Source organism: Rhodoblastus acidophilus, from assembly GCF_900187365.1.
Taxonomy (GTDB): Bacteria; Pseudomonadota; Alphaproteobacteria; order Rhizobiales; family Beijerinckiaceae; genus Rhodoblastus; species Rhodoblastus acidophilus.
On sequence record NZ_FYDG01000003.1, the window covers coordinates 180394 to 200312 of the forward strand.

General features: G+C 64.9%; 24 protein-coding genes and 1 tRNA gene. 13 read left to right on the forward strand and 12 right to left on the reverse strand.

Annotation, left to right across the window (positions count from 1 at the left end; genetic code table 11):
• Positions 1-9: 9 nt before the first annotated feature.
• Together CFB24_RS09130 and CFB24_RS09135 are read right to left on the reverse strand one after the other, a co-directional pair.
• Entirely contained in the window at positions 10-1650 is a 1641-nt protein-coding gene (locus tag CFB24_RS09130) for an alpha-keto acid decarboxylase family protein (RefSeq protein ID WP_088520291.1), read from the reverse strand.
• A 52-nt stretch (positions 1651-1702) separates the two neighbouring features.
• Positions 1703-2074: a hypothetical protein gene (locus CFB24_RS09135; RefSeq protein ID WP_141098404.1), complete on the reverse strand. Its 372-nt coding sequence runs from the start codon at positions 2072-2074 to the stop codon at positions 1703-1705.
• A 276-nt stretch (positions 2075-2350) separates the two neighbouring features.
• On the opposite strand from CFB24_RS09135, the gene CFB24_RS23600 reads away from it, so the two are divergent.
• Both CFB24_RS23600 and CFB24_RS09145 read left to right on the forward strand, forming a co-directional pair.
• Positions 2351-3136, forward strand: a complete 786-nt coding sequence (locus CFB24_RS23600) for a group III truncated hemoglobin (RefSeq protein WP_244593149.1) — start codon at positions 2351-2353, stop codon at positions 3134-3136.
• Entirely contained in the window at positions 3133-3852 is a 720-nt protein-coding gene (locus tag CFB24_RS09145; RefSeq protein ID WP_088520293.1) for a YkgJ family cysteine cluster protein, read from the forward strand. Before CFB24_RS23600 ends, CFB24_RS09145 begins: the two co-directional genes overlap by 4 nt.
• A 6-nt stretch (positions 3853-3858) precedes the next feature.
• On the opposite strand, the gene CFB24_RS09150 is transcribed toward CFB24_RS09145, so the two are convergent.
• Entirely contained in the window at positions 3859-4728 is an 870-nt protein-coding gene (locus tag CFB24_RS09150; protein ID WP_141098405.1) for an EcsC family protein, read from the reverse strand.
• Between the two features lie 390 nt (positions 4729-5118).
• Here CFB24_RS09150 and CFB24_RS09155 point away from each other — a divergent pair, with 390 nt between their 5' ends.
• The 5 genes from CFB24_RS09155 (at position 5119) to CFB24_RS09175 (ending at position 10085) form a co-directional block, all read left to right on the forward strand.
• Positions 5119-5748 carry a transglutaminase-like cysteine peptidase gene (locus CFB24_RS09155; protein ID WP_244593150.1) on the forward strand — a complete coding sequence of 210 codons (630 nt, stop codon included), beginning with the start codon at positions 5119-5121 and terminating at the stop codon, positions 5746-5748.
• Between the two features lie 87 nt (positions 5749-5835).
• Positions 5836-6876, forward strand: a complete 1041-nt coding sequence (queA, locus tag CFB24_RS09160) for a tRNA preQ1(34) S-adenosylmethionine ribosyltransferase-isomerase QueA (RefSeq protein ID WP_088520296.1) — start codon at positions 5836-5838, stop codon at positions 6874-6876.
• 70 nt (positions 6877-6946) lie between these two features.
• Positions 6947-8497 carry a methionine--tRNA ligase gene (metG, locus tag CFB24_RS09165; protein WP_088520297.1) on the forward strand — a complete coding sequence of 517 codons (1551 nt, stop codon included), beginning with the start codon at positions 6947-6949 and terminating at the stop codon, positions 8495-8497.
• An 8-nt stretch (positions 8498-8505) separates the two neighbouring features.
• Entirely contained in the window at positions 8506-9294 is a 789-nt protein-coding gene (locus CFB24_RS09170) for a TatD family hydrolase (RefSeq protein ID WP_088520298.1), read from the forward strand.
• Positions 9291-10085 (forward strand): MBL fold metallo-hydrolase, encoded by a 795-nt coding sequence (locus tag CFB24_RS09175; RefSeq protein WP_088520299.1) that lies wholly within the window; start codon positions 9291-9293, stop codon positions 10083-10085. The genes CFB24_RS09170 and CFB24_RS09175 overlap by 4 nt, the downstream gene beginning before the upstream one ends.
• Before the next feature lie 3 nt (positions 10086-10088).
• Here CFB24_RS09175 and rnr read toward each other — a convergent pair whose 3' ends face one another.
• On the reverse strand, positions 10089-12407 hold the full coding sequence (rnr, locus tag CFB24_RS09180) for a ribonuclease R (RefSeq protein ID WP_088520300.1): 2319 nt from the start codon (positions 12405-12407) through the stop codon (positions 10089-10091).
• Positions 12408-12578: 171 nt separating this feature from the next.
• On the opposite strand from rnr, the gene CFB24_RS09185 reads away from it, so the two are divergent.
• The gene (locus tag CFB24_RS09185) at positions 12579-12830 is read left to right on the forward strand and encodes a hypothetical protein (protein ID WP_088520301.1); all 252 of its coding nucleotides are present in this window, start codon (positions 12579-12581) and stop codon (positions 12828-12830) included.
• Positions 12831-12884: 54 nt separating this feature from the next.
• Here CFB24_RS09185 and CFB24_RS09190 read toward each other — a convergent pair whose 3' ends face one another.
• Positions 12885-13535, reverse strand: a complete 651-nt coding sequence (locus tag CFB24_RS09190) for a pentapeptide repeat-containing protein (protein WP_158255181.1) — start codon at positions 13533-13535, stop codon at positions 12885-12887.
• 200 nt (positions 13536-13735) lie between these two features.
• Between CFB24_RS09190 and CFB24_RS09195 the strand changes: the two genes are divergently transcribed.
• Complete coding sequence (locus CFB24_RS09195) at positions 13736-14278, forward strand: peroxiredoxin (protein ID WP_088520303.1); 543 nt, start codon at positions 13736-13738, stop codon at positions 14276-14278.
• Between the two features lie 9 nt (positions 14279-14287).
• On the opposite strand, the gene CFB24_RS09200 is transcribed toward CFB24_RS09195, so the two are convergent.
• Complete coding sequence (locus CFB24_RS09200) at positions 14288-14551, reverse strand: hypothetical protein (protein WP_088520304.1); 264 nt, start codon at positions 14549-14551, stop codon at positions 14288-14290.
• A 158-nt stretch (positions 14552-14709) separates the two neighbouring features.
• Between CFB24_RS09200 and lipB the strand changes: the two genes are divergently transcribed.
• The 4 genes from lipB (at position 14710) to CFB24_RS09220 (ending at position 16626) form a co-directional block, all read left to right on the forward strand.
• Positions 14710-15444: a lipoyl(octanoyl) transferase LipB gene (gene lipB, locus CFB24_RS09205; RefSeq protein ID WP_088520305.1), complete on the forward strand. Its 735-nt coding sequence runs from the start codon at positions 14710-14712 to the stop codon at positions 15442-15444.
• A gap of 43 nt (positions 15445-15487) precedes the next feature.
• Positions 15488-15829: a hypothetical protein gene (locus tag CFB24_RS09210; protein ID WP_088520306.1), complete on the forward strand. Its 342-nt coding sequence runs from the start codon at positions 15488-15490 to the stop codon at positions 15827-15829.
• Positions 15830-16000: 171 nt separating this feature from the next.
• Positions 16001-16076: transfer RNA gene (locus CFB24_RS09215), tRNA-Lys, on the forward strand.
• Between the two features lie 232 nt (positions 16077-16308).
• Positions 16309-16626 carry a hypothetical protein gene (locus CFB24_RS09220; protein ID WP_088520307.1) on the forward strand — a complete coding sequence of 106 codons (318 nt, stop codon included), beginning with the start codon at positions 16309-16311 and terminating at the stop codon, positions 16624-16626.
• A 13-nt stretch (positions 16627-16639) separates the two neighbouring features.
• Here CFB24_RS09220 and CFB24_RS09225 read toward each other — a convergent pair whose 3' ends face one another.
• From CFB24_RS09225 to CFB24_RS22515, 6 genes are all read right to left on the reverse strand, one after another.
• Positions 16640-17902, reverse strand: a complete 1263-nt coding sequence (locus CFB24_RS09225; protein WP_088520308.1) for a site-specific integrase — start codon at positions 17900-17902, stop codon at positions 16640-16642.
• A gap of 53 nt (positions 17903-17955) precedes the next feature.
• Positions 17956-18267 (reverse strand): hypothetical protein, encoded by a 312-nt coding sequence (locus CFB24_RS09230; RefSeq protein WP_088520309.1) that lies wholly within the window; start codon positions 18265-18267, stop codon positions 17956-17958.
• Positions 18264-18476, reverse strand: a complete 213-nt coding sequence (locus CFB24_RS09235) for a hypothetical protein (protein WP_088520310.1) — start codon at positions 18474-18476, stop codon at positions 18264-18266. Before CFB24_RS09235 ends, CFB24_RS09230 begins: the two co-directional genes overlap by 4 nt.
• Positions 18473-18718: a hypothetical protein gene (locus tag CFB24_RS09240; protein ID WP_088520311.1), complete on the reverse strand. Its 246-nt coding sequence runs from the start codon at positions 18716-18718 to the stop codon at positions 18473-18475. Before CFB24_RS09240 ends, CFB24_RS09235 begins: the two co-directional genes overlap by 4 nt.
• Positions 18719-18806: 88 nt before the next feature.
• Positions 18807-19184 (reverse strand): hypothetical protein, encoded by a 378-nt coding sequence (locus tag CFB24_RS09245; protein ID WP_088520312.1) that lies wholly within the window; start codon positions 19182-19184, stop codon positions 18807-18809.
• Positions 19184-19816: a helix-turn-helix domain-containing protein gene (locus tag CFB24_RS22515; RefSeq protein ID WP_158255182.1), complete on the reverse strand. Its 633-nt coding sequence runs from the start codon at positions 19814-19816 to the stop codon at positions 19184-19186. The genes CFB24_RS09245 and CFB24_RS22515 overlap by 1 nt, the downstream gene beginning before the upstream one ends.
• Positions 19817-19919 lie beyond the last annotated feature (103 nt).

A 19919-nucleotide genomic window follows, 5' to 3' on the forward strand; every position in this document is an offset into this window, starting at 1 on the left:
GCGGCCATATTACCTGTAGAGCGCCGTCAGCGCATTGTGAAACTGGATCGCCAGCGGCGAGGCGGCGTCGCCGGGGGTGACGATCTCGATATAGGCGCCGCTGTTGGCGCCGTCGGCCGCCGCCAGCGCCCGGTCCAGCTCGGCGCAATTGGTCGCGCGCGCCACCAGCCAGTCGTCGCAGCCGAAGGCGGCGGGCAGGGCGCTGTAGCGCCAGGGGGCGATGTCGTTGTAGACGCTCGCCGGATCCTTGCACAGCAGCCGCTCGATCAGATAGCCCTTGTTGTTGATGACGAGGACGATGGGCTTGGCGCCGTAGCGCGCGAAGGCGCCGATCTCCTGAACCGTCATTTGATGCGAGCCGTCGCCGGTGATCAGCACGGTGCGGCGCTCCGGCGCGGCCAGCGCGGCGCCGAGCGCGGCCGGCGTGGCCCAGCCGATCGAGCCCCACAGCGTCTGATTGTAGAAATTGGCGCCGGCCGGCAATCGGGCGAAGCCCAGGCCCATCGACACCGTGCCGGTCTCGGCCACCACAATGTCGCCCTCGCGCAGAAAACCGGCGAGGCGCGGAAACAGCGCGGTGGCGTCGATCGGCGCGTCGCCGGCGCCCTCAATGTCGCCCAGCGAGCGCGCGTCGAGGCGCGGCCAGTCGCGGTGGGGCAGGCGGGCGGTCAACGCCGCCAGCAGATCGGCCATTTCGACATTGTAAAAAGTTTTGGCGCCGACCCGCACCCGATGCCGTCCGACCCAGATGGTCTTGTTGGGATCGAGCCGGGCGGTGAAGGCGCCGGTGTTGAAATCGGTCATCAGCGCGCCGACCGCGAGGATGACGTCGGCGCTTTCGACGAAATCGCGCACCTCCGGCTGCATCAGCGCGCCGTCATACATGCCGACATAGGCGGGATGTGTCTCGTCCAGCACCGACTTGTCCATGAACATGGTGGCGAACGGCAGGCCCGTGGCGTCGAGCAGCGCCCGCATCGCCGGCTGGCAGCCGCCGCGCGCCACCAGCAGCCCCGGCAGCACGCAGGTCCGCTCCGCCGCCGCCAGCGCCGAGACGATGGCTTCCGTCGCCTCGGCCAGCGCCTCGGCTTCGCTCTGCGGCGGCTGGATCGGTCGGGATTCCCCTGCGACCGGCCGCGTCGCCAGATCGGCGGGAAACGCCATATAGACGGGGCGCAGGTGGTACAGCGCCTCGGCGATCAGCCGCTCGGTCTCATAGGCGACGTTTTCCGGCGTCATCACCGCATGGGCGCAGACGACAGGCTCGGACATGCGGCGAAACAGGTCGTAATCGCCGGTGCCGAGCGTGTGGTGCATCAGCGCGCGCGATTCCTGAATCGCGATATTGGGCGCGCCGACCAGATGGAACACCGGCAAATGCTCGGCATAGGCGCCGGCCACGCCATTGAGGGCGGAAAGCTCGCCGACGCCGTAAGTGGTGCAGAGCGCGCCGACGCCGCGCAGCCGGGCGTAGCCCTCGGCGGCATAGGCGGCGTTCAGCTCGTTGGAGCAGCCGATCCAGTCGAGATCGGGATCGGCGCAAATGGCGTCGTTGACGGGAAAGGCGTAATCGCCGGGAACGCCGAACACATGCGCGACGCCAATGTCGCGCAGGCGCTTGAGCACATGCTGGATGACGGTGACGCCCATGTCCAACCCCCCTCCCGTTTTACATGGGAGGGGAGCTTCGGCGCGGCAAGGGTCAGTTGGCGCGCCGTCCGTTCGGCGGGGTCACGTCGGCGCGACGCTGCCGGGTGTGGTCGATCACCAGCAGGCGGTCGCCGTCGCGGCGGATGTCCACGGTGGCGGCGTCCTCGTCGAGCGCGCCGGGAACCGACAGCGTGGCGGACTGGCCGTCCTTCAGCGCGCACACGACGCGGAACGGCTGGCCCTGATGGTCGAGCGTGGTCACGACCTCGAAAACGTCGCCCTTGGGCGTGAAATAGATGAGGCCGCGCACGTCGCGCAATTCAAACGACTTGCCGGCGTAGGTCTTCAGCTCGGCGGCGCTCGCGGCGCTGGAGAGGAGGGCGGCGGCGCAGCCGGCCGCGAGAAGGACGAGGGGTTGGCGCATGATCAAGACTCCGATGAGGGGGGACGTCCTCCCGGCCCGCGATAAGTCGGCAGTCTTTTGGTTGTGGTTCGACGCGCGCGCAAGCGTGGTCTGTTTATGGACCGCGTCAGTGTGCGCTGCAACAAAAAATACGGCGTCCGGTTGTCACGGCGGCGAAGGCAATGCGACAATCGCTGGCGAATTCGCGCCGCAAACGGCCGTTTTGCGCGGGCGGGCGCGGCTCCGGCGCTGGCACGGAAGATGCTCAACCGGCAAACGATTTACAGGGAGAACGAGATGGCTCAAGCCGAGGCGCAGGGACAATCCGGACTTCCGGCCAGTGGCGACGGCGGCGTCCGCTTCGGCGGCTTCGCCTTCGCCGATCCGCCGCAAGGGCCGGGCCTGTTCGCGCTCACCCGCCGCGTCGGCGACCGGCTGTTTCCCGTGCTGATCGGCGAAAGCGACGACGTCGCGGCGACCCTCGACGCGCTGCGGACGGAGGAGCCGGCGCTGGCGCGCGGGCTCGCCGACGGCGCCCATTTCATGACGCGCGACAACGCCCGGATGCGCCGCCACATTCTGCGCGATCTCGTCGGCAAATATAATCCGCCGCTCAATGTCGAGGGCCGCACCGCGCGGGCGGCGCCGGAGATCGCCGCGCTGGTCCCTGACCGCGCCGAAGGCGATTTTCCCGAGGCGGTGTCCGAGGACATCGAGGTCAGCGAAGCCGATCTCGACCGTCTCGTGCGGGTGTTCTATCGCAGGGCGCGCGAGGACTCGGTGATCGGCCCGGTGTTCGACAGCCATGTCAGCGATTGGGAGAACCATTTGGATCTCGTGCAGAATTTCTGGTCGCGCGCCTTCCTGCGCACCGAACGCTACAAGGGCGCGCCGTTCGCGCCGCATCTCGGCCTGAACCTGAAGCCCGCCCATTTCGACCGCTGGGTCGCCCTGTTCAAGGAAACCGCCGCGGCCGAGCTGAAGCCGGCCGCCGCCCGCGCCGCCATCGCGCGGGCGGAACATATGAGCGCGGCCTTCCAGGCCGGCCTGTATCCGCTGGGCCATCCGGAGCGCGCCCGATGACCGAAGCCCAGGAGAATAGCCCCGAAGCCTTTTTCGCCGCCCTGCGCGAAAATTTCGGCGAAACCATCCGCGCCGGACGCTCCGCCGAGGGCGTCTGCGATCCCCGGCTGATCGAGGTTTTGGCCGCGCAGGCGGCGGAGCTGTTCGATCGCAACGCCGAAATCCAGAGCGAGGGCCAGCCGGAGCCGGCCTGCTGTCGCGGCTGCGCCGCCTGTTGCGCCTTGCAGGTCGCCGCCACCGCGCCGGAGATCTTTCTGGCCGCGCGCTTCCTGCGCATCACCGCCTCGGCCTTCGCCGCCTATGGCGTCGATTTCACCGCCCGCGTCGCCGCCTTCAACGCCAAGACGCGCGGCCTCGACCAGCAGGCGCGCTTCGCCTCCACGATGCTGTGTCCGTTCATCATCAACGGCGCCTGCGCGATTTATGCGGCGCGCACGCTGGCCTGTCGCGGCCATGTCGCCTTCGACCGCGCCGCCTGCGAAGCGGCGGCGCGCGGCGAGGATGTCGAAACGCCGGTGTCCGCCGCGCACAAGACGGTGCGCGTGCTGGTGCAGGGCGCGCTGCAGGAAGCCTTGCGCGAGCGCGGACTCGACGGGGGCGCCGCCGAGTTTCTCACCGGCCTCGAACGGGCGCTGACCGACCCGGACGCCGAGACGCGCTGGCTGCGCGGCGAACAAGTGTTCGAGGATCTGCGTCTCGACGCCGGCGCGGATTGACCGGCCTCACGCGGCCGGCGTGACGATCTCGTCGGGATCGCGCGCCGCCGCGATGCGGGCGTATTCCGCCTTCACCAGCGCTTCGCCATATTTGCGCTCCAGCCGCCGCACGGTGAAATGGCCCTTGGCCAGCGACTGAAAATGCTCGATGAAGGCCAGATTGACCGCCGCGCCGCCCAGCGCGCCGAGCACCGGCGTCGCCTGCGCCAAAAATTTCTGGCTGACCACCACGCCGAACCGTGAGGCGACCTGGGTGGTGAAGCGCACCAGCGCCGGCGCGGTTTCGTCGATCAGGCCGCGGCTGGCGACGAACCGCGCCGCTTCGGTCACGCTGCGCGCCATCAGGCCGCGCAGGGCGAAATAGCTCGATTCGGACAATTCGGCCTCGGCTCCGCGTCCGTCGAGCGCGAACACCTGCAGGCAGGCCAGCGCCGTTTCCGGCTGGCTGAGATCCTCGCCCTCGGCGCGGGCGATGTCGGCGATGGCGCGCAGCATCAGCGCCGTGCTCACCGGCAGCTCCACCGGCAGGCTGGCGAGGCCCAGCGCGCCGCCCGCCGCCCCGGAGGCGGCCACCATGGCGCGATGAAAGCCGACGCGGTCGCGCACCGGCGCGCCGTTCAGGCTGGCGAAGGCCGCCCGCAGCGCGACGCGCATGGCGGCGCCGGCCGCCTTGCCGACCACTTGCGCCGCGCGGGCCGGCACCAGTTGGGTGGCGAAACTCACCTGCCGCCCCACCAGATTCGCCAGGCGCAGCGCCAGGCTGTTGCGCTCCAGCCGCCGCACCGCCTCCATCAGCGCGGCGTGATCGACGGCGGACATGTCGCTCCGCCTGCCGCCGTCGGACGGATGCGGCTTGTCGGTTTGTTCCAGAGTCATGCGGGCCTCCCGCGCCATTTCGGGTTTCCGGGCGGCAGGGGCGCGGCGCGGACCCAGTGCAGAGATGGTTCGCGACGGCGCGAAGTCAAGATTTCGCCGCCAGATTGACGTAAGGAACCCCTGAATTAACTCTGTCCCGGCCTTGCAAGTAAATAAACAGGCTTTCCCAGCATTAACCGAACGTCATTACCTACGGGAAACCATCAAGTCAAAACATTGAAAAACAAGAAAAAAATCGGATTTAGCCGCATTTTAACCGTTCCGATCAGGCTTTGTTAGACTTAATGGCGCGCCAGCAAAAAATGAACGGCGTTGGATAAAATGCGAGAATTTCGCTTCAATCGACTCCAATAGGCCCCGGTCATACTCGCTTCATCAACGAGGTATGACATGCGTATCGCAGCTTTCACGACGATGGGTCTGGTTCTGGCGCTGGCGGCGGCGCCGTTCATCGCGTCGGACGTCGGCGCGAAGGCCAGCGTGTCCTCCGGCGTCGAAGTCGCCTACGCCTCGGTCGGCGCGGACACCTCGATCCCCTTCGGCTGGGTGGAGTTCTGCCAACGCTACGCCAGCGAATGCGCGGTCTCCGGCAAGGTGGCCGACGTCAATCTGACGGAAGCCTCGATGCATGAAATCCGGCAGGTCAACACCTTCGTCAATCGCTCCGTGGAAGCGGTGTCCGACATGGAGCATTGGGGCGTGGTGGACCGCTGGGATCTGCCGGCGGACGGCAAGGGCGATTGCGAAGATTATGCGCTTATGAAGCGCAAGATGCTGATCGAACGCGGCTATCCCCGTTCCGCCCTGCTGGTCACCGTGGTGCGCGACCAGCAGAACGAAGGCCACGCCATTCTCACGGTCAAGACCAATGGCGGCGAATATGTGCTCGACAATCTCACCGACGAGGTGAAGCCGGTCAGCAAGATCGCCTATCGCTTCGTGAAGCGCCAGAGCCAGCAGGACCCGAATGTGTGGGTCGCGCTCGGCCCGGTCGCCGCCCAGAAATTCGCCTCGCGCTAAAACCTCTCCTCCCGGCGAAAAGCCCCGCGTGTAAAAAGCGCGGGGTTTTTTGTTTCCGGCGCCGGTCCGAGCGTCTATGACGGCGCCATGCGCGTAGATGTGTTCGATTTCGACCTGCCTGAAGACAGAATCGCCCTGCGGCCGGCCAGTCCGCGCGAATCCGCCCGCCTGTTGGCGATCGGCGAGGATTTGCGCGATCTGCATGTCGGCGACCTGCCGTCGCAGTTGCGCCCCGGCGACGTGCTGGTGGTCAATGACGCCAAGGTGATTCCCGCCCAGTTGTTCGGGACGCGCACGCGCGGCGAGGCGGTCGCGCGCATCGAGGCGACCCTGCACAAGAAGCAGGATGGCGCGCATTGGCGCGCCTTCGTCCGCCCCGCCAAGAAGCTGAAGCTCGGCGAAACCGTCGCGTTCGGCGACGACGGCGCCCTTCAGGCCGTGGTCGAGGCCAAGAATGAGGGCGAGGTTCTGCTCGGCTTCAACCTGTCCGGCCCCGCGCTCGACAATGCGCTGATGGCGGTCGGCCACATGCCGCTGCCGCCCTATATCGCGGCGCGGCGCGCGGAAGACGCGCAGGACGCCCAAGACTATCAGACGGTTTTCGCGCAAAAGCCCGGCGCGGTGGCGGCCCCCACCGCCGGCCTGCATTTCACCCCCGCCTTGCTCGCAGCGGCGCAGGCGGCCGGGGCGCGCATCGAAAAGGTGACGCTGCTGGTCGGCGCCGGCACGTTTCTTCCGGTCAAGGCCGAGGACACCAAAGACCATGTGATGCACGCCGAATGGGGCGAGATCGACGCGGAGACGGCGGCGCGACTCAATGCGGCGCGGGCGCAAGGCGGCCGGATCGTGGCCGTCGGCACCACCAGCTTGCGCATTCTCGAAAGCGCGGCGGACGAGACGGGAATCAAACCCTTCTCCGGCGAGACCTCTATTTTCATCACGCCCGGCTACCGCTTCAACGCGGTCGACATGCTGATGACCAATTTTCACCTGCCGCGCTCGACCCTGTTTATGCTGGTCTGCGCCTTCGCCGGGCTGGAGCGGATGCAAAGCGCCTACGCCCACGCGATTCGTAGCGGATACCGCTTCTATTCCTACGGAGACGCGTGCTTGCTGATGGGGAAATGAGGTCGCCCCCTTGGCCTTTCGTCCGCGCTTCTTTAGTTTGCCTCAAACTTGAAATGACGAGCGACGGGCCATGGCCGACAAGCAAACCTATTACATCACCACCGCCATACCCTACGCCAATGGCGCGCCGCACATCGGCCACGCCTATGAGCGCATCGCCACCGACGTGTTCGCCCGCTTCCAGCGGCTCGACGGCAAGGACGTGCTGTTCGTCACCGGCATGGACGAGCACGGGCTGAAAATGCAGCAGACGGCGGCGCGCGAAGGCATTTCGGCGCAACAGCTCGCCGACCGCACCGCCGCGCAGTTCGAGGCCATGGGCGCAAAGCTCAACGCCCGCGCCGACGATATCGTGCGCACCACCCAGGCGCGGCACAAGACGACCGTGCAGGAAGTCTGGCGCCGCATGGCCGCCAAGGGCGACATCTACCTGTCGAAATACAGCGGCTGGTATTCGGTGCGCGACGAAGCCTATTACGACGAGGGCGAACTCACCGAAAACGCGGACGGCAAGAAATTCGCGCCCACCGGCACGCCGGTCGAATGGGTCGAGGAGGAGAGCTATTTCTTCAAGCTCTCGGCCTATGCCGAAAAACTGCTGGCCTATTACGAGGCGCATCCGGATTTCGTCACGCCGGAGAAATATCTCAACGAAATCGTTGCTTTCGTGAAGCGCGGCCTGAACGATCTGTCGATCAGCCGCACCACCTTCGACTGGGGCATCAAAGTGCCCGGCGACGACAAGCACGTCATGTATGTCTGGGTGGACGCGCTGACCAATTATTTCACCGCCACCGGCTATCTCGAAGGCGGCCCGCGCGCGAAATTCTGGCCCGCCGACGCCCATGTGATCGGCAAGGACATCACCCGCTTCCACGCCATTTTCTGGCCGGCGTTCCTGATGTCGGCCGAACTGCCGCTGCCCAAGCAGATCGTCGTCCACGGCTTTCTGTTCAACCGCGGCGAGAAAATGTCCAAGTCGGTCGGCAATGTCATTTCGCCGGATACGCTGGCCGATCATTACGGCGTGGACGCCTTGCGCTATTTCTTCCTGCGCGAAGTGCCGTTCGGCCAGGACGGCAATTATTCGCACGAGGCCATCGTGCAGCGCATCAACGCGGACTTGGCCAACGACCTCGGCAATCTGGCGCAACGCTCGCTGTCGATGATCGGCAAAAATTGCGGCGGCAAGGTCCCGACGCCCGGCGCGCGCGAGGAGGCCGACGCCGAAATTCTGGCTCGGGCCTATGGCGCCGTGACCATCGCCCGCGACGCCATGCGCCAATATCTGCCGCATCAAGCGCTGGCGGAAATCTGGGGCGTGGTGGGCGACGCCAACCGCTATTTCGCCGGGCAGGAGCCGTGGAAGCTCGGCAAGACCGATCCGGCCCGCCGCGACGCCGTGCTTTATGTGACGGCGGAAACCCTGCGCGTGGTGGCGCTGCTGTGCCAGCCCTTCATCCCCGAAGCGGCTGAAAAACTGCTCGGCCTGCTGGGCGTTCCGGCGGACAAGCGCCTGCTCGCCTTCGCGACGCCGGATCACGCTCTGGCCGCGGGCGAAAACCTGCCGGCGCCGGCGCCGATCTTCCCGCGTTATGTCGAGCCTGAAGAGGCGAAATGAGACCGCCAATGCAATTGGTCGACACGCACTGCCATCTCGATTTCGACGAACTCACCCGCGACCGGGAAGGGGTTTTGGCGCGCGCGAAAAGCGTGGGCGTCGCCCGGATGATCACCATCTGCACGGAAATCGAGAAATTTCCGCAGGTCGCCGCCATTGCGGACAGCGTGGACGAGGTGTTCTGCTCGGTCGGCACCCATCCCAACCACGCCCAGGACGAGCGCGAGTTTTCGGCGCAGGAAATCGCCGCGCTGGCGCTTCATCCCAAATGCGTCGCCATCGGCGAGGCCGGTCTCGACTATCATTACAACCGCGCCGACAAGGATTTGGCGCATCGGGTGTTGCGCGCCCATATCGAAGCGGCGCGGCTGTCGGGCCTGCCGCTGGTGATCCACAGCCGCGACGCCGATTCCGACATGGCCGGGATTCTCGAACAGGAATACGCGTGCGCGCCGTTCAAGGCGCTGCTGCATTGCTTCACCTCAGGCCGCGAGTTGGCGCAGCGGGCGCTGGCGCTGGGCCTGTATATTTCGTTCTCGGGCGTGGTCACGTTCAAGAGCGCGCCGGACCTGCGCGAGACGGCGGCGCTCGTTCCGCTCGACCGCATCCTGATCGAGACCGACGCGCCGTTCCTCGCGCCCGTGCCGCATCGCGGCAAGACCAACGAACCGGCCTATGTCGCCGACACGCTGCGCGTCCTGGCGGAGGTGAAAGGCGTGACGCCCGAGGCTTTGGCGGAGATCACCACCGCCAACGCGCTGAAGATCTTCGATAAAATGCCGGCGCTGGCGGCATGAGCCTCGAGATCGCAATCCTCGGCTGCGGCTCCTCGGCGGGCGTTCCCCGCGTCGGGCAGGGCTGGGGCGCCTGCGATCCGAACAATCCGAAAAACCGCCGGCGGCGTTGCGCCATTCTGGTGGACAAGCCGGGGCCGCAGGGACCGACGCGCTTTCTGGTGGACGCCGGGCCGGACATTCGCGAGCAGTTGATCGCGGCGGAGGTCGACCGGCTCGACGCGCTGCTGTTGACCCACGCCCACGCCGACCACATTCACGGCCTCGACGACGTGCGCCCGCTGACCATGCAGATGCGCAGCCTGATCGACTGCTATCTCGACGCGCCGACCTGGGAGACCATCGGGGTCCGGTTCGATTATCTGTTCAAGACGCCGCCCGGCAGCGCCTATCCGCCGCTGCTCGTCCCGCATTTTCTCACGCCCGGCGAGGCCTTTGCGCCGGAGGGGCCGGCCGGTCCGCTCGAAGTTTTGCCGTTCCGGCTCAATCACGGCGACATTGACGCGCTCGGCTTCCGCTTCGAGAATTTCGCCTATACGCCGGATGTGAAGGTCATTCCCGACGAGAGCGCGGCCTTTTTGGAAAATCTCGATCTCTGGGTGATCGACACCCTGCGCTACCGCATCCATCCCACGCATTTCAGCCTGATGGAGGCGCTGGAGATGATCGACCGTTTCAGGCCGAAGCGCGCCGTGCTCACCAATCTGCACACCGATATGGATTACGACACCCTGCGCGGCCAATTGCCGGAGGGGGTCGAGCCGGCGTTCGACGGCATGAGGCTCACGGTCTAGGCTCTACGTCCGCCGCCGGCTTTTGCGCGCGCCCGCGCCGTTTTTCGCGCTCGCCCGCTTGGGGTTGCTCTTTTTCACCGACAGGGCGCGGCCCTTCTGGCCTTTGCCGTCGCTCAGCATTTCAAAGCGCAAGGCGCCGGCGAAGGGCGCGGCCTCCACCAGCTTGACCTCGACCGCGTCGCCCAATTGGTAGGTTTCGCCGCTGCGCGATCCGACCAGGGCGTGCGCCGCCTCCTCGAAGCCGAAATAATCGGCGCCGAGCGTCGCGGCGGGCACAAAGCCGTCGGCGCCGGTGTCGTCGAGTTTTATGAACAGGCCGGCGCGGGTGACGCCGCCAATGCGGCCTGTGAATGTCGCGCCGATCTGCTCGGCGAGGTAAGTGGCGATGAGCCGGTCGGTGGTCTCGCGCTCCGCCGCCATGGCGCGGCGTTCGCTGGCCGAAATTTTCGCCGCGATTTCCGCCAGATGCTCGCGGGCCATTTCCGGCAGCCCCCCCGGCCCGAGATCGAGCGCCCGCACCAGGGCGCGATGCACGATCAAATCGGCGTAGCGGCGGATCGGCGAGGTGAAATGGGCGTAGCGGCGCAAGTGCAAGCCAAAGTGCCCGTAATTCTCCGCCACATATTCGGCCTGCGCCTGGGTGCGCAGCACGATCTCGTTGACGACGTTTTCATGTTCGGTGCCGCGCACCTTTCGCAAGATGTCGTTGAACTGCTGCGGCTTCATCACCTGGCCCTTGGCCAGCTTGATGCCGATGGTCGCGAGGAATTCCGACAGCGCCGAGAGCTTTTCCACCGAAGGCTCGTCATGGGCGCGGTAGATCAGGTGCGACTTTTGCGCCTCCAGCGTCTCGGCGGCGGCGACATTGGCGAGGATCATGAATTCCTCGATCAATTTATGCGCGTCGAGCCGGGGCGGGACGAAGATGCGGTCCACCGTTCCGTCGGGCTTCAACAGAATCTTGCGTTCCGGCAAATCGAGATCGAGCGGCGACCGTTTTTCGCGCGACAGTTTCGCCGCCGCATAGGCCCGCCACAAGGGTTTAAGCGCCCCCTCCAGCAAGGGGCGGGTCGTGTCGTCCGGCCGTCCGTCGATGGCGTCCTGCGCCTGCTGGTACGACAGCTTAGCCGCCGAGCGCATCATCACGCGATGAAAACTATGGTCGAGCTTGTGGCCGTCCTTGCCGATTCGCATCCGGCACGCCAGCGCCGGGCGGTCCTCGCCCTGGCGCAGCGAACACAGATCGTTGGAAATGCGTTCCGGCAGCATGGGAACCACGCGGTCGGGGAAATAGACCGAATTGCCGCGATCCAGCGCCTCGCGGTCGAGAGCCGCGCCGGGCCGCACGTAAAAACTCACATCGGCGATGGCGACGGTGACGACGAAACCTTCGGGATTGTCCGGCGCCTCGTCGGCCTGTGCGTGAACGGCGTCGTCATGATCCTTGGCGTCGGGCGGGTCGATGGTCACCAGCGGCAGCGACCGCCAGTCTTCCCGGGTAAAACCTTCGGCCTGCATGCGCGCGGGCTTGGCCTGTTCGGCGGCCTCCAGCGTTTCCGGGCGAAACAGGTCGGGGATGCCGTGGGTGTTGATGGCGATCAGGCTGATGGCCTTTTCGCTGTTCATCGACCCCAGCCGCTCGCGCACCCGCGCTTGCGGCAGGCCCAGTCTTCCGCGCGACAGCGTTTCGACCGACACGAGATCGCCGTCGCGCGCCTCGCCACGGTCGGCCTCGACGACGAGCAGCTCGCGGTCGCGTTGCTTCTTGTCCACGGGGAGGATGCGCCCCCCGCGCGTGCGCGGATCCTCGCGAAACACGCCCAGCACGCGCTTTTGCGCCCGCGACAGCAGTTTGATCACACGCCCGACATAGGCCGGGCCGCCCGTCTCGCGATGCGGCGCCACTTTAAGCAGCGCGCGGTCGCCGATTCCGGGCGCGGGAACGTGATCGCGGGTCTTGGCGGAGCGGCGGGGCAGGACGATCAGAATTTTCGGCGCGACGCCGAGATCCTCGTCCCATTCGGCGGGGGTGGCCAGCAGTTCGCCGTCACGGTCGCGCGAAAGAATGTCGCACAGCAGCACCGGCGGCAGTTCGCCCTTCTTGGCGAGGCCGGCGCGCGAGCGCGTCACCGCGCCCTCGATCTCCAGTTCTTTCAGGAGCGCCTTGAGCTTGATCTTGGCTTCGCCGCCCTTGATGCCGAAGGCGCGGGCGATTTCGCGCTTTTCAATCTTCTGCGGCGCGGCGCCGCTCGCTTCGGATTCGCGGGCGATAAAGGCGAGAATGTCCTCGCGGCTCGGAAAGGGGGCAGGTTGCTTCAGCACACAGCCAACATAGGGGTTCGCGCGCCGCGCGTCACTGAAGCAAAGAGGAAAAACGCCAATCCGGTGAAATATTTCGCCGTTACGTCAGGGCTGTCAGGCCATTGCCAAGGCGTAGAAAAGCCGTCATCGTCGAGCTCGGAAGCACTAAATAACTGATTCGTTGGAGGAAACATGAAAGCTATCGCCCTGGTGGCGCTGGCGGCGGCGACGCTTGCCTGCGCCACGCCCGCAAGCGCCGAATATCGCGGAACCGCCGAGGCCCAGCAGGCCTGCACGCCCGACGTGTTTCGCCTATGCGGCCAGTTCATCCCGGACGCCGGCCAGATCACCGCCTGCCTGATCCGCCAAAAACCCAATCTCAGCCCGGCGTGCAAGGTCGTGTTCCGCGGTTCGCATCGCGGTCAGAAATACGCCCGCCGCTGACGCCGCGCCTTCTCCCCCCGGGAGAAGGCCATGCTCCGCTCGCCGAACGGAAACTTACAAGGGCTTGCGGGCTTTCTCCCGCATCCACTGGTCATAAGTGAGGCTGCCCGAGGCGGCGGCGGGCTTGATGCGGGCGCGGTCGACGCAGAAGCGGCCGTTGTCGCCCGCCGCCAGCCGCGCGTCGGTCATGTCGGCGTCGTCGAACACCGCGTCGATGATGAAGCCGCTCGCGCCCTTCTCGTTCCAGATCAGCACGCCCTTCATGATCGCGCGCGTGAAATCTGTGTCCCACATCTTGCTGTTGAGCGTCCGCAACTCCGTCAAATCGGCGTCCACGAATTTCACGCCGTTCAAATTGGCGTCGGTCACATCGAAATTGCGCAGGCAGGCCCCGGTGCAATCGGCGGTGGCCATGCGCACGCCATGCGAAAACACATGGCTCAGATCGGCGCCGCGAAAGTTCACGCCGTAGAAATCGGACCGGTTGTCGATCAGGGCGTGATCGAGCTTGGCGCCGCTGAGATTCGCCAGTCGCATATTGGCGTTGGAAAAGCTGAAGCGCGTGAAGTCGGCGCCCGAAAAATCGGGACGATAGTCCGGGTTCGCCACTCGAAAGGCGTTGAAGGCCCCGGTGTTCGACTTGAGCAGGGCGAGAAGTTCGGCGTCGTTTTGAGCGGACGCGTCGTCGGGCGTGAGGGTCGGCATGGTCGCGCTCCAGTGTTGCGCTGGCTTCATTGTTGCGCTGGCTCTTGGGCTGCGCTGGCTGCGGCGGCGGACGCGCGGGGGCGCGCCGTCATCGCCACAGAAACAGTTTGGCCGGTCCGGCGCAAAGCGGCGGTTCGTCGCGCCGCCGATTGCGCAACCCGCGCGTCTCGGGCAGAATCGGACGCAAAAGGGAGAGCGACATGCGCGGTCTGGCTTTGGGTTTGGCTCTGACTTGCCTGAGCGGCGCGGCTTTGGCGGCGATGCGGCCCGGCGAGGCCGCGCCCGATTTTACGCTACAGGCGGCGGTGGGCGGCAAGAGCTTCACCTTCACCCTGTCGGAGGCGCTGAAGCAGGGGCCGGTGGTGCTCTATTTCTATCCGAAAAGCTTCACCTCCGGCTGCACGGAGGAAGCCCATGAATTCGCCGAGAACGCGGACAATTTCGCCCAGGCCGGCGCAAGCCTGATCGGCGTCTCCGCCGACACGCTGGACACGCAGAAGGAATTTTCGACCAAGGAGTGCCGCGACAAATTCCCGGTCGGCGCCGACGCCGACGGCAAGGTGATCCGCACCTACAAGGCGCAGTTTTCCGGGCTGCTCAACACGGATATGTCCAGCCGCTTGTCCTATGTGATCGCGCCGGACGGCAAGATCATCCTCGCCTACGAGGGCTTATCCCCGGCGCCGCATATCGAGAAGACGCTGGCCGCCGTTCGCCAATGGCGCGCCGCGCATCCGCGTTGAGCGTTTCGCTCAGGCGGGAAAGGATTCGGCGGTGATGCCGCAGCTTTCCAGCCATTTGCGAATGTGAATCACATCCTCATGCGTCAGCGTGTGATGCGTGCAATGCAACTGGGTCTTTTGACCGTGCAGGGAGAGTTCGACCTTGCCGCCATTTTTCGGCTCCACCAAGGCGCCAAGCCCGGTCAGAGCGTGTTCGGCGTCCTTGAAGTCGATATTGCCGGCGATGGGATGCGCGAAGAAGGCGTGCAGGGTCTTGCGGGAATGTTGATGCACATGGACCTCCTCTTCAGGTCGTCGCAATCCGGCAGCATAGACGGTCGCGCAAGAGTGTCCATGAGGCAAGTCAATCGGCGTCGCCGGGGCCGCTTCAACAGGGCTGCGGAACAGGCTATGGATGACCTCGCGGCCCACCCAATCCACAAGTCGTCGTCATGTCCGAAACGCGCGAAACCCTCTCCAAAGATTTTCTGCCGGCGCCGGGATCGCCGCCGGTGGACTGGATCGTCGCGGAGGGGCTGACCGATTACGCCTTCGCGCTCCAGCGCATGGAGGACTGGGCCGCCGCCATCGCCGAAGGCCGGGAGCCGGAGAAGGTCTGGCTGGTGGAGCATCCGCCGCTCTACACCGCGGGAACCTCGGCGCGGCCGCAGGACCTGCTGACGCACCGCCTGCCGGTGTTTTCGGCGGGGCGGGGCGGGCAATACACCTATCACGGCCCCGGCCAGCGCGTGGCCTATGTGCTGCTCGACCTGTCGCGGCGGCGGCGCGACGTGCGCGCCTTCGTCGGCGCGCTGGAGGCCTGGCTGATCGCGGCGCTCGCCCTGTTCAATGTCAAGGGCGAGACGCGCGAGGACCGCGTCGGCGTGTGGACGCCCCGGCCCGACAAGCCCGCCGGGCCGAACGGGGAGCCGGCCGAGGACAAGATCGCCGCCATTGGCGTGCGCCTGCGCCGCTGGGTGTCGTTTCACGGCGTGTCGCTCAATGTCGAGCCGGATTTGCGCCATTTCGGCGGCATTGTGCCCTGCGGCATCGGCGAACGCCACCTGGGGGTGACGAGCCTGGTCGATCTCGGCCTGCCCGTGACCATGATGGAGGCGGACATGGCGCTGCATCAGGCGTTCGGACCTATATTCGGGGCGACCCGCATCGCGTCCGCCTTTTCTTAACCATTCCGGCGCAGGCTGGCGCGGTTTCCCGCAGGACAGACCCATGATCCGCCGCGTCGCCGTCGTCGCCATTTGCTTGTCCACTCCCGCCGTCGCGGAGGAATGGCGTTTTTGCGTCGGCGTCGCGCCGGCCAGCCACGAGACGGTGATCTCGGATATTTTCGCCAGCGGCGCCGACAGCGCCCGGCTGGAGCAGCGCCTCGCCACCTATTATCGCGCGCATCACGGCCGGACGCTGACTTTTCAATGTCCGCGCGGCGGCGATCGCGTGGCGGCGCTCAACGGCCAGACCGCCGCGCTGCAGTTCAACCGCTCCGTGGGCTATGCGGTGAACGGCCTGCCTTTGAACGAAGTCCGGCTGGCGGTGGGCGAAGATCTGTTTTGATCGCGAGGGCGCGCCGGCCTCTGGACGAAGAATTTTCACAAAAATGCAAAAAGGCGATTTTTGGGCTGGACAGGGGAAAGGCCCTTTGGTACATCCCCTCTCGTTCGGCGGCGGACACACCTAACCGCTGAATAATCGCTTCGGAACAATATGTTCAGTAGCAATTTCGATGGGCGCATAGCTCAGTTGGTAGAGCAGCTGACTCTTAATCAGCGGGTCCAAGGTTCGAGCCCTTGTGCGCCCACCATCGAAATCTCCCGCAAAAACAAAGGGCTGGTCAAATCGACCGGCCCTTGTTTTTTAGTACTTACCGAGAACATGCGACCAATTTTCCGACCTTAGTTGGGGTCGGACGGTCGGACGTCCGACCACGGTTTGTTTTCATCGGTTTGAACGCTGTTCGTTTATAGGGCTGTTCCTGCGCTGTTCCTCCATGGTAGGAATTTACAGGATGCCGGAATATTGGAGCATTTTTCGTCATGGTTGACTGGCGCGGCATGTTGCAAAAATCCCTCAAAGTGGCTTGGAGTCTCCTGAGCTTAATGGCCATTATCGGGGGGGCTCTATTCGCTCAATTTGCGATCAAGACGTCATTCAGTTCTAACGAAATTTTTGGATTTATTGGCGCTAGCATTGTCATCATACTCGGACTGGCAGCTTTAGCTGCAGTGTGTTACGGCGTGTGGAAGATCATCTCTACCGTAATGCTGTACTTGAATAATTCACGGTTAAAGATGGAAATCGAGCGCCGTGAGCTTGAGGACAAGCTGACCAGAAGGGATTTTGGCGGGAATTAGCGCTCGATCGTAGTCATTTTGCACCCTCTGCCTGGCCGTCATACCACGCGATCAGCTTCGCGATGGCGTTGTCACCTATTTCCCTATGCCGGCTCAGATAGTGCCGGAGAATCGTCTGGATGCTCTGGTCGCTGTGGCCGGTGATCTGTCCGATCTCCGCGTGCGTGCAGCCGGCGCGGGCCAGCCAGGTCACGCTGGTGTCGCGCAAGTCCTGGTCGCGGGCGTCGCTGAGGCTCGGCATGGGCGGGATGATCCATTCGCCGCCCTGGGCGTCCTTGACGCCGGCGGCGGCGGCCGCGCGGACCTCCGCATAGACGTGGCGATACCAATCCGACTTGAACGGCGCCTTGGTCTTCTCGTCCACGATCAGCTCGAGCGGCTTCACCTTCCAGTCCAGCCGGCGCTTGCGCGCCTGGTTGATCCGCTGCTCGAGCTCCGGGGCCTGCCTGATCTCGACGATGGCCTTTGTCTTGCTCTGTTGGAAGACGCGGCGGCCGTCGATCAAGCCGCGGTCGACCAGCTCGAGGCGGTCCTTTTGGCGCTGGCCCGTCCATACGCCCATTATGATGGCGTCGCCGATCTCCGGGCGGCCGATGGCGTCGGCCGTCGCGACCAGGTGGCGGACCTCCTCCGGCGACAGGCAACGCAGGCGCGCGTCGGGCATTTCCATGCCGAGGCCCTGGCAGGGGTTGGCCGGCATTTTGATGCGGCCGCGTTTCAAACCCCATGAAATGGCGCTCGACAGGACGGCGACGGCGCCGCGCGCCGTAGCGATTCCCTTGGCCGCCCAAAGACGTTCGTAGAGGTCATAGACGATCGGCTTTGACAGGGCCTCTACGGGCGCCGACCAAATCGCCTCGTCGAACTTGGCGATGGAGTCGGATTTCTGGCGGTAGTCGCGGACCGTCGCCGGCGCGGCGGCTTTCTGGCGGCGCTTGCCGTCCTCGACGGTTTCGCCCTTCATGCGCGGCGACTGGAAATAAAGCTCGAACAGTTCGGCGACGCTGATGAGCTGCGCGCCGCGCGCCCCGACCAGGGCGGGCAGGCGCTTCTTGCTGGCGCGTGCGGCGGCGGCCTGGGCGCGGCGCTCGGCAATCTCCTTCTCCTTGGCGTCCGCCCAGGTCTTGGCCTCCATGGCATCGAACCATTCGCCTTTGGGGCCGTGGCGCAAATCCTCGCCTTTGAAGCCGAGATTACGCAATTTGGGGCCCGGTTCGAAACGCGGGCGACCGTCGCGCCATTTGATGTGCGTGATTTGGATGGTGAGCTTCGCCATGGTCCTCTCTTCCCTCAGCGAAAGGTCGGCGCGGGCGGCCGCGCCGGTGGGTGTTAATTCAGGGCGGTCGGGCGCACGATGGGCGCGACCGCGGCCGGCTCGGCCTCTTCGTGCTCCTCAACGAAGCGCAGTAATTCGTGGCGGAGATAATCGAGCCGGCATCTGTCCTCCACGGACATGCCCTCGCGCGCCTTGAACATGAGGGCTTCGGCCGCGAACAGCACATAGGCGGCGGGCCCGAAGCCGAAGGCCGTCAATTCGATCGCGACGGGCTGGTCGCCGGCCTCGTGAACGCTGACGAGAACGGTGAGGGCGTCAGGCTTCGAGGCGGCTTCAACGGCTCTTTGAATGAGGTCGCGAGTCATGTGCTGCTCCCCTGGTTGATGACGCCGGCGAGGGTGGCGATTTGGGCGCGCGCGTCGCTCATTTGCATGAGCGCCAGTTCGAGAGTGTCGAAAGAGCGATCCATCTGGGCTTGCGCCAGTGCGATGCGCTGCTTGATTTCGTGAAGCCTGTTCGCCTCGGTGACGGCGGGGTTGCGCGTGATGCTTCCGGCGCTGCTGGAAAAGCTCATGCCGCCCTCCCGCCGATGCGCGCCTCGAGTTCGGCGCGCGCGGCCGCGACGGGATCGAAGTCGGCAGGCGGCGCGTCGGCGGCTGGGTCGCGCTGGTCGAGCCATGCCGTGACCAGGCGGCGCGACCAAACGCGCGTTCCCGGCAGATGGCTCGGGAAGCCTTCGGCGCGCAGTTTGGGCAATTTGTTCTGAAACGTCCGGAAGTTCATGTGCAGGAGATCGGCAATCTCCTGCGCGGTCATGGTGGGTGCGTGCATGTTTCTGCGCCTCCTGTGAAAGGATGTGCAGACTGTATGCTTGCATATTAAAATCTGCAAGTGTGCAGATTTGCTATCTGCGAAAAATACCGTTCGCCCATTCCAAAAGCGTTGCGGCTGCATAAGTGACTGAAAAGAGACCAAAAATAATTAGCAGACCATGTGCGTTCAGCCCGTACGGGAAATACCGATCGAGTTCGAGTGGTTGCGCGAGGACGAATGACGCGGCGAAGCAGAGTGCGAAGCGCGCGCCCATCCTGGCTTTTGTGTGCGGGACGGCTGAATGTAGAAAAGCGGCAGCGATTACAAAGGCAAATCCAATCAGGAAAGCGATCAGGGCATACATTTCGTCCGTCCTCAAGAATGGTTCAGTGGACGGATCATAGAAAATGATGTTGCCGTGATCATCTCGCCTGAAGACGTTCGGGTCGTCTCCGGACAAGATGTCCATCACGCCGCTCGTTGGCGCAGTAGATCTGTGACGACGCCGATGACGCGCACGCGCAAGCCATCTACCGGCTCCGGCCGGATTGCTTGTGGATCGAAGCTGGCGCCGACAAGGTTCGGCATCTGGAACATGCGGAAAACCGTGCGGGGGCCGTTTCCGTTCTCGATCTGCGCGCAGACAATATCGCCATCGCGCGCCTGCACGTCCTTGTCGATCACAACCATATCCCCTTGGCGAATGCCGGCGAGCGCCAGATGATCAGTCTGAATGGTCCAGACCTCTGGCGCGTCGCGCCCACCGATCAGGGCGGCGAGAGTGGGGGATTTGCAATTATCCCAAGGAACACGCTCCGCCTCGTCGCGTGGTTTCCATGCGGCGATCTGCAACTTTGAAGTTGAATAGCCGGGTCCAGGAATTCCGACGTGCTCGGAAATTCGCTCGACGGTGATCGGCGTCAGCGTTCCGCTGTAAGACGGATTGTTGAGAAAGCGCGTCAGTGTGGTGTCTGAAACGCCGGAGTCCTTAGCCAGTTGTGATGGCGTCTTTTTTGTCTCAGCCAACACCTTGAGGAGCCATTCGCGTTGAGCTTCGCGGATCGCTTCCTTTGTGTCGCTCTTCGGAGGCCTCCCAGCCATAAGCCTGCCCTGTCCCGGTTTTAAGCCGGGTACAGCATGTACTATTGCGCTTTCCACAGACGAATGAAACATTGCAGTTGACGCTAGGCTGCGAATCAGATTG